13 protein-coding genes are annotated in these 14,841 nt (G+C 64.9%); 4 read left to right on the top strand and 9 right to left on the bottom strand.

Going from position 1 to position 14,841, the window contains the following annotated elements:
- Window positions 1–87 precede the first annotated feature (87 nt).
- Window positions 88–2,826, bottom strand: coding sequence for a DNA mismatch repair protein MutS (mutS, locus tag P9A16_RS12675; RefSeq protein ID WP_023513843.1), 2,739 nt, complete (start codon window positions 2,824–2,826; stop codon window positions 88–90).
- A 114-nt stretch (window positions 2,827–2,940) separates the two neighbouring features.
- On the opposite strand from mutS, the gene P9A16_RS12670 reads away from it, so the two are divergent.
- A complete protein-coding gene (locus P9A16_RS12670) occupies window positions 2,941–5,226 on the top strand; it encodes an NADP-dependent malic enzyme (RefSeq protein WP_024270229.1) in 2,286 nt (761 codons plus the stop codon).
- Between the two features lie 134 nt (window positions 5,227–5,360).
- Here P9A16_RS12670 and P9A16_RS12665 read toward each other — a convergent pair whose 3' ends face one another.
- From P9A16_RS12665 to P9A16_RS12645, 5 genes are all read right to left on the bottom strand, one after another.
- Complete coding sequence (locus P9A16_RS12665) at window positions 5,361–6,239, bottom strand: GNAT family N-acetyltransferase (protein WP_023513220.1); 879 nt, start codon at window positions 6,237–6,239, stop codon at window positions 5,361–5,363.
- A gap of 106 nt (window positions 6,240–6,345) precedes the next feature.
- Window positions 6,346–8,640: a hybrid sensor histidine kinase/response regulator gene (locus tag P9A16_RS12660; RefSeq protein ID WP_023513221.1), complete on the bottom strand. Its 2,295-nt coding sequence runs from the start codon at window positions 8,638–8,640 to the stop codon at window positions 6,346–6,348.
- 56 nt (window positions 8,641–8,696) lie between these two features.
- Window positions 8,697–9,188, bottom strand: coding sequence for a signal peptidase II (gene lspA / locus P9A16_RS12655; protein ID WP_023513222.1), 492 nt, complete (start codon window positions 9,186–9,188; stop codon window positions 8,697–8,699).
- Entirely contained in the window at window positions 9,185–10,039 is an 855-nt protein-coding gene (locus P9A16_RS12650; protein WP_023513223.1) for a TrmH family RNA methyltransferase, read from the bottom strand. The genes lspA and P9A16_RS12650 overlap by 4 nt, the downstream gene beginning before the upstream one ends.
- Window positions 10,036–11,103: a class I SAM-dependent rRNA methyltransferase gene (locus P9A16_RS12645; RefSeq protein ID WP_050742647.1), complete on the bottom strand. Its 1,068-nt coding sequence runs from the start codon at window positions 11,101–11,103 to the stop codon at window positions 10,036–10,038. The genes P9A16_RS12650 and P9A16_RS12645 overlap by 4 nt, the downstream gene beginning before the upstream one ends.
- A 134-nt stretch (window positions 11,104–11,237) precedes the next feature.
- Between P9A16_RS12645 and P9A16_RS12640 the strand changes: the two genes are divergently transcribed.
- A complete protein-coding gene (locus P9A16_RS12640) occupies window positions 11,238–11,687 on the top strand; it encodes an SRPBCC family protein (RefSeq protein WP_023513225.1) in 450 nt (149 codons plus the stop codon).
- 12 nt (window positions 11,688–11,699) lie between these two features.
- On the opposite strand, the gene P9A16_RS12635 is transcribed toward P9A16_RS12640, so the two are convergent.
- From P9A16_RS12635 to sppA, 3 genes are read right to left on the bottom strand one after another with little or no spacing between them, the layout of a single operon-like run.
- Window positions 11,700–12,044, bottom strand: coding sequence for a LapA family protein (locus P9A16_RS12635; RefSeq protein ID WP_023513226.1), 345 nt, complete (start codon window positions 12,042–12,044; stop codon window positions 11,700–11,702).
- A 44-nt stretch (window positions 12,045–12,088) separates the two neighbouring features.
- Window positions 12,089–12,406 carry an integration host factor subunit beta gene (locus tag P9A16_RS12630; protein ID WP_160858077.1) on the bottom strand — a complete coding sequence of 106 codons (318 nt, stop codon included), beginning with the start codon at window positions 12,404–12,406 and terminating at the stop codon, window positions 12,089–12,091.
- Between the two features lie 9 nt (window positions 12,407–12,415).
- A complete protein-coding gene (sppA, locus tag P9A16_RS12625; RefSeq protein ID WP_023513228.1) occupies window positions 12,416–13,366 on the bottom strand; it encodes a signal peptide peptidase SppA in 951 nt (316 codons plus the stop codon).
- 212 nt (window positions 13,367–13,578) lie between these two features.
- Here sppA and lptC point away from each other — a divergent pair, with 212 nt between their 5' ends.
- Together lptC and P9A16_RS12615 are read left to right on the top strand one after the other, a co-directional pair.
- A complete protein-coding gene (gene lptC / locus P9A16_RS12620; protein ID WP_037405977.1) occupies window positions 13,579–14,247 on the top strand; it encodes an LPS export ABC transporter periplasmic protein LptC in 669 nt (222 codons plus the stop codon).
- Window positions 14,248–14,254: 7 nt separating this feature from the next.
- Complete coding sequence (locus tag P9A16_RS12615; RefSeq protein ID WP_023515898.1) at window positions 14,255–14,818, top strand: LptA/OstA family protein; 564 nt, start codon at window positions 14,255–14,257, stop codon at window positions 14,816–14,818.
- Window positions 14,819–14,841: the final 23 nt, after the last annotated feature.

The following is a 14,841-nucleotide window of genomic DNA, read 5'->3' as shown; positions in this document are numbered from 1 at the left end:
GGCCTGCGTCCCGCTTCTCGTCGATCGCCCGTTCGGTTCGCATGCGCTATAGACCCTTTCCGCAGGCGAGGACAATGACCTCAGGCGCTAGCGATTGCCAAGTTCTTTCTTCAGCGCATAGAGGGCATCGAGCGCCTCGCGCGGCGTCATGTCGTCCGGGTTGAGGTCCTTCACCAGCGTCTCCACCTTCGACGGGCCGGAGCTGCGCTGGATCTCCTCGCGGCGCACCGCGACCTGGAACAGCGGCAGATCGTCGATGAGCTGGCTTGCCGGATTCTTGCGGTCCGCATCCTCCAGCTTGGCCAGCACATCCTTGGCGCGCGAGACCACCGATGGCGGCAGGCCTGCAAGGCGTGCCACCTGGATGCCGTAGGAGCGGTCCGCCGCACCCGGGCCGACCTCGTGCAGGAAGATCACGTCGCCGTCCCATTCCTTGACGCGCATTGTGGCGTTGGAAAGACGGCCGAGCTTTTCCGACAGCACCGTCAGCTCGTGGAAATGCGTGGCGAAGAGACCACGGCAGCGATTGGCTTCATGCAGGTGCTCGACGGCGGCCCAGGCGATCGAAAGACCGTCGAAGGTCGCCGTGCCGCGGCCGATCTCATCAAGGATGACAAGCGAGCGGTCGGTCGCCTGGTTGAGGATTGCCGCCGTCTCGACCATTTCCACCATGAAGGTAGAGCGGCCGCGGGCAAGGTCGTCCGACGCGCCGACGCGCGAGAAGAGCCGGTCGACGACGCCGATATGGGCGCTTTCGGCCGGCACATAGGCCCCCATCTGGGCAAGGATGGCAATGAGCGCGTTCTGGCGCAGGAAGGTCGACTTACCGCCCATGTTCGGGCCGGTGAGCAGCCAGATCGCGCCGTGGCCCTTGCCATCAGAGGGTGAAAGATCACAGGAATTGGCGACGAAGGCGGCGGCCTGCTGGCGGCGCAACGCCTGCTCGACGACCGGGTGCCGCCCGCCGACGATGGCGAACATGGTGGAACGATCGACGACGGGCCGGCAATAGGCCTGCTCCTCGGCAAGCGCCGCAAGCGCGGCGGAGACATCGACGACGGCGAGTGCCCGCGCGGCCGCCTTGATGGCCTCGGCTTCCGCCACCACCGCATCGACGAGGTCGTTGAACGCAGCAAGCTCGATGGCAAGCGCCCGGTCGGCGGCGTTGGCGATCTTCGTTTCCAGCTCGGACAGCACCGTCGTGGTGAAACGCATGGCGCCCGCCATGGTCTGGCGGTGGATGAAGCGCGCTTTCGCCTCGTCGCCGTCCGTCAGCGCCGAGGCATTGCCGGCGGAGACCTCGATGAAGTAGCCGAGCACGTTGTTGTGCTTGATCTTCAGCGACTTGACGCCCGTTTCCTCGGCATATTGCAGCTGCAGCCCGGCAATGACGCGGCGCGACTGGTCGCGCAGTGCCCGCATCTCGTCGAGTTCACCATCCGCCCCCTCGCGAATGAACCCGCCGTCGCGCTTGAGGAGCGGCAGCTCGTCCGCGAGCATCACCGCCAGCCTGTGTGAGAGGTCGAGCGGCAGGGCACCCACAGCGTGCGCTGCCTCGGCGAGCTCGCCGTCCAGCTGCTCGCCCCCCATCAACCGGGCGACGTCGCCGGAGATCGAAAGGCCCTGCAGGATCGCGCCGAGATCGCGCGGCCCGCCCCGGCCGAGCGCAATGCGCGACAGGGCGCGCGGCATGTCGGGCAGCCGCTTCAGCACCGCGCGCAGATCCTCCGAGAAGGAGGGCCTGTCACCAAGTGCCCCAATCGAATCGAGCCGCGCGTTGATCGTGTCCGGATCGGTCAGCGGCGACATCAACCGCTCGGCGAGAAGGCGCGCACCGCCACTTGTCGCCGTGCGGTCGATCGCTTTCAGGAGCGTGCCGGAACGCTCGCCGGACAGGGTGCGCACCAGTTCGAGATTGGCGCGCGTCGCCGGATCGATGAAGAGCGTGGAGGCGGAGCTTTCCCGCTCCGGCCGGCCGAGCGGCGGGCGCTCGGCGATCTGCGTCTTTTCCACATAGGCGACGGCCGCCGACGCCGCGGCGAGTTCCGCGCGAGAGAAGGTCCCGAAACCGTCGAGCGTAGAGACGCCGAAATAGCGGGCGATGCGGCCTTCCGCCGTCGCGCTGTCGAAGAGCACGGCCGGCTGCGGCACGGCCACGCGGCCGAGCACGTCGAGTGCCGGGCGGAATTCCGGATCGTAGAACACGGTGTCCGGCACGATCAGTTCGCGCGGCTCGATGCGCAGGATATCGGCAAGAAGCTGGCTCTGGCTGGTTTCCGAAAGCCGGAAAATGCCGGTCGAAATATCGATCCAGGCAAGAGCCATCGAGGGCTCAGCCCCACCGCGAATGCGGGCGACGGCCATCAGGTAATTGGCGTCGGAAGGCGAGAGCAGCTTCTCCTCGGTCAGCGTGCCCGGCGTGACGAGGCGCACGACATCGCGCCGCACGACGGATTTCGAACCGCGCTTCTTCGCCTCCGCCGGGTCTTCGACCTGCTCGCACACGGCGACACGGAAGCCGAGCGAAATCAGTCTCTGCAGATAGTCGTCCGCGGCGTGGACGGGCACGCCGCACATGGGGATATCGAGCCCCATATGCTGGCCGCGCTTCGTCAGTGTGATACCGAGCGCGCGGGCGGCGTCCACGGCGTCCTGGAAGAACAGCTCGTAGAAATCACCCATGCGGTAGAACAGCATGCTGTCCGGGTTGGCCGCCTTGATTTCGATATACTGCTCCATCATCGGCGTTGCCGATGCGCGGCTTTCGTCAGTGGCAAGGTCTGCCGTCGACAGTATATCGTTCGGACGCACGATCTGATCGTTCACGGAGAGTCAGTTCTTCCTAAAAAAGAGGTGTCACCCTAGCCACGGGGCGCTATAGAAAACAACACCTGCGAGGAGTTATGGGCCTATCGCCCACAGGAGTGTGAAGGGGGAAGCATGCCGGGAACCGACAAATCCGACCGCCAGAGGGCAACAGTCACCGACACGGAGGCACTGGATTTCCACTCGTCCGGGCGCCCCGGAAAGCTCGAGATCACGCCGACCAAGCCGATGGCGACACAGCGCGACCTTTCGCTGGCCTATTCGCCGGGCGTCGCGGTACCGGTGAAGGCCATCGCTGCGGATCCGGCGACCGCCTACGACTATACGACACGCGGCAACATGGTCGCTGTCATCTCCAACGGCACCGCCATCCTCGGCCTCGGCAATCTCGGCGCTCTCGCCTCCAAGCCGGTCATGGAAGGCAAGTCGGTGCTCTTCAAGCGCTTTGCCGATGTCGATTCGATCGACCTCGAGGTCGATACCGAAAATGTCGACGAGTTCATCAACTGCGTGCGCTACCTCGGCCCCTCCTTCGGCGGTATCAACCTCGAGGACATCAAGGCACCCGACTGCTTCATCATCGAGCAGCGCCTGCGCGAACTGATGGACATCCCGGTCTTCCACGACGACCAGCACGGCACCGCCATCATCGCTGCCGCCGGCCTTATCAACGCGCTGGCGCTGACCGGCCGCGACTTCAAGACGACGAAGCTCGTCTGCAACGGCGCGGGCGCAGCCGCCATCGCCTGTATCGAACTCATCAAGGCAATGGGCTTTTCGCCCGAAAACGTCATTCTCTGCGACACCAAGGGCGTCATCTACCAGGGCCGCGAAGACGGCATGAACCAGTGGAAGTCCGCCCACGCGGTCAAGACCGACCGCCGTACGCTCACCGAAGCCATGGAAGGCGCCGACGTTGTCTTCGGCCTTTCGGCCAAGGGCGCGCTTTCGGAGGAGATGATCCGCTCCATGGCGCCGCGGCCGATCATCTTTGCCATGGCCAATCCCGACCCGGAAATCACCCCGGAAGAGGTCGCCCGCATCCGCGATGACGCGATCGTGGCGACCGGCCGCTCGGACTACCCGAACCAGGTCAACAACGTCCTCGGCTTCCCCTACATCTTCCGCGGCGCGCTCGACGTGCGCGCCTCCACGATCAACGACGCGATGAAGATCGCTGCGGCCGAGGCGCTTGCCCATCTCGCCAAGGAAGATGTGCCGGATGACGTCGCCGCCGCCTATCAGGGCGTGCGCCCGCGTTTCGGCGCGCAGTACATCATTCCCGTGCCCTTCGACCCGCGCCTCATCTCGGCGATCCCCGTCGCCGTCGCCAAGGCCGCGATGGAAACCGGCGTCGCGCGCAAGAACATCCCCGACCTCGACGCCTACGCTCGTGACCTCAGGGCACGCCGCGACCCGATCGCCTCGACGCTCCAGCAGATCTATGCCCGCGTGCGCCGCCAGCCGAAGCGTGTCGTCTTTGCGGAGGGTGAGGAAGAGCAGATGATGCGCGCCGCCGTGTCCTATGCCAACCAGCAGCTCGGCACCGCCATCCTGCTCGGCCGCGAGGAACACATCCGCGAGACGGCGGAACGTGCCGGCATCGATCTCGACCGGCCCGGCATCGAGCTGGTCAATGCCCGCATCTCCAAGCGCAACAACGTCTATATCGACTATCTCTATGCCCGCCTGCAGCGCAAGGGCTTCCTCTATCGCGACGCCCAGCGCCTGATCCACAACGACCGCAACCATTTCGCGGCCTGCATGGTGGCGCTCGGCGATGCGGACGGCATGGTGACGGGCCTCACCCGCAACTATTCCACCGCGCTGGAAGACGTGCGCCGCTGCATCGACGCCAAGCCCGGCCACCGGGTCATCGGCGCGTCTCTCGCGCTCTGCCGCGGCCGTGCCGTGCTGGTCGCCGACACCGCGGTGCACGACATGCCCTCCTCGGAGGAGCTGGCCGACATCGCGGAGGAAGCGGCCGGTCTCGCCCGCCGCCTCGGTTACGAGCCGCGCGTCGCCATGCTTGCCTACTCCACCTTCGGCCACCCCTCTGGCGAGCGCTCGGAACGGGTGCGTGAAGCGGTGAAGATCCTCGACCGCCGCCGCGTCGATTTCGAGTATGACGGCGAGATGGCGGCCGATGTGGCGCTCAACCCGCGCATCATGGAGCAGTATCCGTTCTGCCGCCTCTCCGCCCCGGGCAACGTGCTCGTCATGCCGGCGTTCCACTCGGCATCGATCTCGACGAAGATGCTGCAGGAACTCGGCGGCTCGACGGTGATCGGCCCGTTGCTCGTCGGTCTCGACAAGTCGGTGCAGATCGTCTCGATGGGCGCCAAGGACAGCGACATCGTCAACATGGCGGCGCTGGCCGCCTATAATTCCGGCGTCTGACACGCCGGAGCGTTCCCGCACGCCGCTGCGGGAACGCCTTGCCTTCGCCCCTGCCGCGAACGCAAAAAAGCCGCCCGTCCCGGAGGTCGGGAACGGGCGACAAATCAGACTATGCTGACCTTCAATGAAACTGTTTAGCTGGCGAAACGCCCGGCATCCGCGCCGTAGTAATTGAGGTAGCGGCCCGAGATCTTGCCGATCGGCAGCACGATCAGAACGTCCGTCGTGTTGAAGCCGTGATCGACGACGGCACCGCTGCCGACAGTCGCGCCAAGGCGCAGATAGCCCTTGATGAGCGGCGGCAATGCCGACAGCGCCTTGCGCGTGTCGATACCTTCCGACGGCATCAGGTCCATGGTGCGGAAGAGTTCCGGCCGGGCCGAAACGGTCCATTCGTCCTTCGCCAGCACGTTGTGGTGCAGGAAGGATAGCGCCAGCGCATGCTCCTCCGGCACGATGCCGTGGAAGGAGGCGCAGCCGAACATCACGTCGATGCCGTGCTTCAGCGAATAGGCCCAGTTGCCTTGCCAGAGCAGTTCCACCGTGCGCTTGGTGCGGTAGGCCGGCAGCACGCAGGACCGGCCGAGCTCCATGAAGCGCTTTTCCGGATGACGCGCGATCAGCGCGTCGACGTCGAATTCCGACTGGGAATAGAAACCGCCGGAGACCGCGGCGACGTCCTGGCGCAGCAGGCGGTAGGTGCCGACGATCTGCTCTTCCGCATCGCCCTCGATCGAGGTGTCGAGCACGAGGAGATGGTCGCAGACCATGTCCCAGGCATCGATATCGCGCTTGCGGCGAACGGCGTCCGGCGAAAGCTTCGCCTGCATCTCCTCGGCGAAAACGCGGTAGCGCACGGCCTGGGCTGCGTCGATTTCCGTGACCGAACGGGCGATGCGTGTTTCGAGATTGCCGATGCGGCCGAGCACATCCGTACCCGAGCGGCCCGCGGCCGGGGCCGCCTTCTGGAGAATCTCTGCCGGTGCGATGGTCTGGGCGAGGTCGAGCGTCATGGCAGTGTACCCGTCAAACGAAACTTCGCGGTTTTAACCACGATTCTGCAACAAGATAATGACGCAAGGCCTGCTTGGATAGCGAAAAGCCGTAAGCCGGCGAAGATCAGGCGGATGCGCGCCGGGCGAGGCGGGCGATTTCCGCAATCAACTGAACGGGATCGGCGGGCTTGGCCAGCACGGCATCGGCGCCTGTCGCCAGAAGCTCCTCGCGCAGCCCCGTCCGGCTGTCCGCAGTCAGCACGACAACCGGCAGGCGGGCATTGCCGTAATCGCACCGCACGATGCGGGTGATCATCTCCTTGCCCTCGCCGCCCGGCATGCCGAGATCGGTGAGGATGAGATCGGCGGCAAAGGGTCCTGCATCCGTCGCCCCCGCAAGCGCGGAGACAAGGGCCGGATAGTCCGGCACATGGCGTACGATATGGCCGGCCCGTTCCAGCACCGAGCGCACCAGCATGGCATTGACCGGATCGTCTTCGGCGAGAAGGATGCGCGCACCCGTCGGGACTGCCTCTACCGGCTCGGCGGCGGCGGGCGGCAGATCCTTCAGGATCGGGCGATTGTCGTTGATCGCATCGCGCACCTCGATGCCCTTCATGCGGCCGCGCAGCACCTCGACCAGCGAGCGTTCGCGCAGCGGTCGGATGAGCCAGGAATCGTAGCCTTCGCCATTGCCGATCGCGCGGCCGCTGCGCTCCTCCGGATTGACGAGATAGATCCGGCGCGCACGGCTGTCGCGGAACATCGCAATGTCGGCAAGCTCCCGGCGGAAGACGCCGGCAAGGCGGTTGTCGACGATGATGTCGGTCAACTCGACCCGCTTGCCGGCAAGGCCCTGGGCAAGGTCGAGCGCCTCGTCGAGACCTGTCGCCAGATGGCAAGTGCCGCCGAGCGCAGCGATGGTACGCACCAGCGCCCTGGAGGCCGGGCCGGCGGGCGCCAGAAGGAAGACCACGCTGCCCTTCAGAACGCCCTTGCGCGCACCGCCCGCACCCGCGACCTTGTGCGGACGATCGACCGGCATGCGGATGGTGAAGGTACTGCCCTTGCCGGGCGTGCTTTCAAGCGTCAGCGCACCACCGGCCTCACTGAGGATGCGGGCAGAAATGGCAAGGCCAAGGCCGGTGCCGCCACTGCGCTGGGCGGCGCTTCCGGTCTGCTCGAACTCATGGAAGATGCGTGCCTGCTCCTCGGCATTCATGCCGGGCCCGCTGTCGGTGACGCGGATGACAACGGCGCCGCGATCGAGCGTGGTTTCCAGAAGGACACCACCCGTGTGGGTGAATTTCACCGCATTGCCGACGACGTTGTAGAGCACCTGGCGCAGGCGCGGCGCATCATAGAGGAGAAGGCCCGGCACGTCGGGCGAGACGTAGGAGCCGATCTCGATGCCCTTTTCATGGGCACGATGGGAGAGCATTTCCACGACGCTTTCCAGCATCGGCCGGACCGGCTCTTCCGAGGGGCGCAGCTGGAAGCGGCCAGCCTCGATGGTGGAAAAGTCGAGAAGATCATCGACGAGCTGGACGAGCGCGTGGCCGGACTGGCGCATGCCGGCAAGGTAGTTCTTCTGCTCGGCCGTCAGCCGTGTCTGGCCGATGAGATGCGACATGCCGAGGATGCCCGACAACGGCGTGCGGATCTCATGGCTGACGGTGGCGAGCAGGCGGGACTTTGCCGCGCTCGCCTCCTCGGCGCGCTGGCGGGCGCGCTCGCGCTCACCCTCGGCACGGCGCTCTTCGGTGACATCACGGGCAATGGAATGCACGACGAGATCGCCGGATACGGGATCGCGCACCGTGACATCGTGCCAGGAATAGATGCGTTTGCCCGCCGGGCCCTCGACATCGACGTCGTAGCGATGGGCGATGGCCTGTGAGCGGAAGGTGAGGCCGAGCCCCTCGCAGGTTCGCCCGACGACCTCGCTTGCACCCGTCAGGTCGCTGAGAACGGCATTGGCGCTGAGAATGCGGCCATCGAGCGCGCGCATGACGACGATGTCGCCGAGCACGTCATGGATGGCGGAGAGGATTTCAGAGGTCTCGCTACGCTCCCAGGAGCGGTCATGTGTCGTCTCGATGCCGGATGCCGGTCGATGCGCGCGCAAGAGGAAGACCCCACCGGCAATACCGGCCAGGCCGAGCACGACAGCGGCGATGTAGAACCCGGCGGCAATGCCGGTGGCCAGCACGAGCGCACCGAACAGCAGGCCGACGCCGGCGACCATGCTGCGGACCATCGCATGGCTTTCCGGCTCGGACTTGGGGGCGGGCACCGTCGCCGCAACGGCTTGCGGATCGGCCGCCGCATCCGTCTGTGTGCGTGTACGGCCGGAAGGGCGCGGCGCTTCGACAAATTCGGCCTTGAGCCGGTCTTGTAGCTTCACAGGTTCGCTCATGACCGTCCGCATAACACGCGGACCGTTCAAATCGGCTTCAGCAAGTCGTTCGAATTTTAACGATCGCGCCGGCGCAGCAGGAGGAGTTCATCGAGGATGACCAGTGCGGCGCCGATGGTGATGAACGTGTCGGCGAGATTGAACACCGCGAAGGACCAGGTTTCCGTATAGAAAAGCACGTAGTCGATGACGTAGCCGAAGATGACCTTGTCGATGATGTTGCCGAAGGCGCCTGCGATGATGAAGGCATAACCGGCATGGGCGACGCCCCGCGCCTTCGGCGTCTGGCGCCAGAGCCACACGACGAAGCCGACGACGAAGAGCCGCAGCGCGATGATGAACCAGGTCTCCATGCCCGAGAGCATCGAGAAGGCGACGCCGTAGTTGTAGGTGCGGTAGAGCGCCAGCATCGGCATCACATGCACCGCTTCCTGGAAGGGAAGCCACATCTCGACGGCGAACTTCACCACCTGGTCGACGACGAGCGCCAGGAGGATGACGACGACGACAGGTATCGGCCGGGACATCAGCGGAATGCGTTCGCTCATGCGCGGGCTTCCAGCGTCAGCAGGTGACGGCGGGCTTCGAAGAGCATGATGCCGGTGGCGATGGCAAGATTGAGCGAATCGGCGCGGCCAGCCTGCGGGATGCGGGCAAGCGCATCCGCTGCCCGGGCCAGCTCGTCCGGCAGGCCGGATTGCTCGTTGCCCATCAGGAGAACGACGGGTTTCTTCCTGTAATCGATGATGCGGTAATCGACGGCGCCGGCAAGGTGGGTCGCGACGACCTCGACACCCGCCGCCTTCTTCCAGGCGAGGAAGTCGGCAACGTTCGTCTTGACCAGCGGCACGGCGAAGACCGAGCCCATCGTAGCGCGCACGGTCTCCATCGAGAACGGATCGGTCGCCTCGCCGACGAGGATAACGCCGCTCGCGCCCGCCGCATCTGCCGTGCGGATGATCGTTCCAAGATTGCCGGGATCGCGCACCCGGTCGAGCGCGACATAGGTTTCGCCGGTCTGCGGCTTCAGGTCCCGGAGAGGCGTCCAGCGCTGGGTGAAGATGCCGACGACCATCTGCGGATTGTCTCGTCTGGTGATCGAGGCCAACACCTTCTCGCTGACCTCCAGCACCAGTCCGCCGCGCGCCACCGTCTTCGTCGCGCACTGCACGACCTGGGGCTTTTCCTTGACGTTCTTGGCATAGACCAGCGTCCGGATCTCGAAGCCGAGCTCCAGCGCGTCGATGACCAGCTTCAGGCCTTCCGCCATGAAGCTCTTCGTTTCGTCGCGGTCCTTCTTGTTGGCGAGCGCCTTGATGTCCTTGACGATCGGGTTCGAAAGGCTCGTCACCTCCTTCACCTGACCGACACGGCGCGTGGGAGAATGATCGTGGCTCATGCGCTGACCCATCGGCTGAAGAGGGAGGTGGAGAGCGCACGTCCGGCATCCCTGCCGTCAGGGCCGCTCTCGCGGATGACGAGTTCGCCCGATTCCACCGTGCCGCCGGCACCGCGCATGGTCTCGCGCATCAGTTCGTGGATGGAGTAGAAGCTCGCGCGGATCGAATAGGCCGTCAGCACGAGACCGATCGCCTTGGGCGACAGGATTTCCCGGCAGACGTCCAGCATCAGCGGCAGATGGTCGAAGAGGTGCCAGACCTCGCCGTTCGGGCCGCGGCCGAATTTCGGCGGATCGGTCAGGATGATGTCGTATTTGCTGCCGCGGCGCTCCTCGCGCTGGATGAACTTCATCGCATCCTCGCAGATCCAGCGGATCGGCAGCTTTTCCATGCGGCCGAGCGTCTGATTCTCGCGCGCCCAGCCGATCGCCTTCTTGGAGGCATCGACATGGGTGACTTCCGCACCGGCGCTGGCGGCGACCAGCGAGGCGACGCCGGTATAGCCGAAGAGGTTGAGCACCTTGACAGGCCGGCCGGCCGTTTCGACCTTCTCCTTCATCCAGCTCCAGTGGGCGAGCTGTTCCGGGAAGACGCCGACATGGCGGAAGGCGGTGAAGCGGCCGTGGAAATCGACGCCGAGCAAGTGCATCGGCCAGGTCTCGCCGAGCGCGGCCTTGGGGAATTTCCAGCGCCCCATGCCGTCCTCGTCCGTATCGCCGGTGAAAAGCGCGTCAGCCTTGTCCCAGATGCCCGGGAGGCTACGTTGCCAGAGCGCCTGCGCTTCCGGCCGCACGATGCGGTAAGGGCCGTATTGTTCGAGCTTTTCTCCGGCGCCGCTGTCGATCAGGCGATACTGGTCGGACCCTGCGGTTTCCAGGATGACCGGCACGCGTTCGGCCGGCTTTTCGCCTTCGCGGCGCATCAACGGGCGTGCCGGCGCCTCGGGAGCCGGGCGCGGCTCCCTCTTCGGCGGGGCGGAGGCCTTTGCGGCCGGGACCTTCTCGACGCGCGCCCTAGCGGGCGCGGCGGGGCCGCTCTTCGGCCGGCGGTGTCTGTCCTTCACGATCGATCGTCCGTCGTCGGTTGAATTTCTTGCCGGCAATGCCGGAAAACAAGCGGTCCCCATACCATCCCTCCCCCACTTGGCAAAGCGCTTTCCGATTGCGATAGTTTTGCTTCAATGAAGGAGGATCGATCATGGACATGTCCGGCGAAGAACGCATTGCTGCCCCGCGCGAGGCCGTCTGGGCGGCACTCAACGATCCGGATGTACTGAGGGCCTGTATCCCGGGCTGTCAGTCGCTCACCATGAAATCACCGAACGAGCTGGAAGCCACCGTGAAGATCAAGATCGGCCCCGTCTCTGCCAGCTTCAGCGGCGAAGTGACGCTGTCGAACCTTAACCCGCCCGAGAGCTACACGATCTCCGGCGAAGGCAAGGGCGGCATTGCGGGTTTTGCCAAGGGCGGCGCGGATGTGCGGCTCACCGAGGACGGCGACGGCACGATTCTCGCCTATGACGTCAAGGCACAGATCGGCGGCAAGCTCGCGCAGCTCGGCTCACGTCTCATCGATTCGACGTCGAAGAAGCTCGCGACGCAATTCTTTGCCGATCTCGGCACAAAGCTGAACGGGGGCGCGGCCTGACGCGGGAAGCGCCTACTTCCCGGAAACCGGCAGCATTGCCTGCGAGGCGATGGCCTCGGCGCGCGTCTTGTGCTTTTCCGCCTCGCCGTGCCACTTGACGGCTTCGCTCGCCTCGATGCGGGCGCGCTTGCGGTATTTGCCCTGGGTGAACCAGGTGGCGAGCGAGCCGATCACCAAGCCGAAGATCACCGCGAGGAAGAGATAGACGAAGAACGGCGCGGTGACGGAGAGCACGCTGTCTTCCGGCCGGAACGGATTGAGCGCCAGCGTCACCGATTGCCGGTTCGCCACCGACAGCACGATCAGCACGATGCCGATCGGGATGAGCACGAGGATGTTGACTACTCTCTTGATCATGGCGTCACCTTTCTGGCGCAAGGCGCCGGTCGGGCGCCCGCGCTTTAGTCGTCCTGGTCGGCCTGGCCGGGGTTCAGCCGCTCGCGCAGCTCCTTGCCAGTCTTGAAGAAGGGAACCCACTTCTCCTCGACGAAGACCGCATCGCCCGTGCGCGGGTTGCGCCCCGAGCGAGAAGGGCGGTTCTTGACGGAGAAGGCGCCGAAGCCGCGCAGCTCCACCCGGTTTCCGCCGGCGAGCGCATCGGTGATCTCATCGAGCACCGCGTTGACGATGTTCTCGACGTCGCGGTGGTAAAGGTGGGGATTGCGCGCGGCGACAATCTGAACCAGTTCCGACTTGATCACAGTATCCCCCTCAAAAATTCTTGTTTTTCAATCGCGATCAACCTGCCAAACCGAGACCAGACCGTCAAGAAACAACTTTTCGCCGGTCAGCTTTTCGATCGTCGGCTGAAAGTCGAGCGGCAGGCCGAGAATGGAGCGAGCAAAGTCGCGCAGACTGGCGCCCATGAAGGAGAAGCCCGAGCGGTTCGTCGATCGATAATCCACGAAGGGAAGATCGGCCGATACCTTGCGCTCTTCGAGATAGGCGCGAATCTCTTCAGGACCACCGAGCTGGTCGACGAGCTTGGCGGCAAGCGCCTGGCGACCCGTGAATATGCTGCCGTCGGCAAGGCGCAGCACCTCGGCGCGCGGCAAATTGCGGCGCTCGACGACGAGGTCGACGAACCAGTCGTAGCTGTCCATCACCATGGCGCGGATCATCGTCTTGGCCTCCTCGCTGGCCGGATGGAACGGCGAGGGTTCGGCCTTCAGAGGTGCGGATTTGATCTCCTCGAGCGAGACCCCGATCTTGTCCATCAGTTCCTTCATCTGCGGATACTGGAAGAGCACGCCGATCGAGCCGGTGATCGAGCTTTCGCCCGCGATGATCGTGTCGCCGGCCGTCGCGATCATGTAACCGGCGGAAGCAGCGAGCGTGCGCACGTCGGAGACGACGGGCTTCTTTTCCGCCACCTTGCGCAGCGCCTTGAAGATCACCTCGCCGCCATAGGTGGTGCCGCCGGGCGAGGAGATCGTCACGACCAGCGCCTTCGCCCGGTCGTTGCGGGCGATACGGTCGAGGCGTTCCAGGAGTTCGGCATCGTCCTGGATGATGCCGGTGATGCTGACACGGGCGATATGGTCGCGTGCGCCGCTATCCGGCCAGCGCCACGCAGCCGCGGCGAAAACGGCGAGAAGCGCAATCCCAATGGCGGCGATGCGCCAGAAGGTCAGCTTGCGGCGGAGCTGCCGGCGGTCGGCGATGGCGGAGTGATCCATTCCCTGTCCCTAATTCTGGTGGCCGCCCGGTTGCGGGGTGGCTTGCCGAAGGCCCTATCGATATGGCATTCCAGACGCAAATGGCAATTCGTCGCTGAACTTTCCTGGGCAGACATTGTTTGTTGAGGAATAATCGCCATATGGGGGCCGTTATCGACAGGACCCCTCGTTTCGCAGCGAAGGCCATATCGGCACTCTATCTTGCAGGCACAATGCTGGACACCGTGACAGAAGCACCGTCGGGTGCACAGGGCATAGGCGCTTCTGCCGAGGCTTACCGCCTCGCGACGCGGCATTCTGCCCGCGTGCGCTTCCTGAAGGTCGCCCTGCCGGTCGCCGCCATCGTCATCGGCGTCATCTTCGTCATCGTCTCCATCGTGCGCACCTATGTTCCGTCCAACCTGCAGGTGGAAAGCGCCACCATCGAGGACGGCAAGATCGTGATGCGCAATCCGGCGATTTCCGGCCGCAACAAGGATGGCGTCAGCTACTCCATGAAAGCCGAGCGCGCACTTCAGGACATGAAGCAGCCGGACGTGCTGACGCTGGAAAACATCAAGGCGAAGGTGCCGGTCAACGAAAGCACGATTGCCGAAGTCGTCGCCGCCACCGGGGTCTACGACCGTGGCAAGAACCTGCTCGACATGATCGCCCCCTTCACCATCAGCCTCAGCACCGGCCTCGAAGCCGCCTTCCGCTCCGCCCATCTCGATATCGACGGCGGCAACATGTCGACGCAGGAGCCGGTTTCCATCCGCTCGCGCGAAGCATCCATTGTTGCGCAGTCGCTGAGAATGACGGATAAAGGCCGGATCGTCGTCTTCGAGGGCAAGGTCGTCGTCGACGTCGACCCCGCCGCCATCCGCAACCGAGAAAAGTAAGAGCGCCATGTTCGCCACTCTCTCCGCCCCGCTCCGGGCCGCCAGCATCTCCGTTCTTGCCGCAAGCCTCGCGCTGATCTCGGTTCCCGCGGGCGCCCAGCAGACGTCGAGCCGCATGAAGGGCATGCAGCTGTCGAACGACAAGCCGATCCAGATCCAGAGCGACAAGCTCGAGATCCGCGACCAGGAGAACAAGGCCGAGTTTTCCGGCAATGTGAAGGTCGTGCAGGGTACGACCACGCTGCAGGCGGGCAAGATGGTCGTTTACTACGCTGCCGGCGGTGGCGGTTCGGTGGCCAGCGGCGATGCGGACATCGAGAAGATCGACGTTTCGGAAAAGGTCTACCTGAAATCCGGCACGCAGGAAGCGACAGCCGACACCGGCACGTTCAACCTCGTCAACGAGACCCTGCTTCTCAAGGGCGAGAAGGTCGTTCTGTCGGAGGGCAAGAACGTCTTCGTCGGCTGCCAGCTGACCGTGACCATGCGCACGGGCGAGGCCAAGCTCGACGCCTGCGGCGGCCGTGTCATGATCCAGCTCGACCCCAAGTCCCGCAAGACCACGAACTGATATAGCGCCCGAACCGTGTCCTC

Source organism: Shinella sp. 838 (assembly GCF_029623935.1).
In the GTDB taxonomy this organism is placed as follows: Bacteria; Pseudomonadota; Alphaproteobacteria; order Rhizobiales; family Rhizobiaceae; genus Shinella.
Note: the sequence above shows the minus strand (reverse complement) of the source record. Positions and strands in the feature narration are given on the sequence as shown.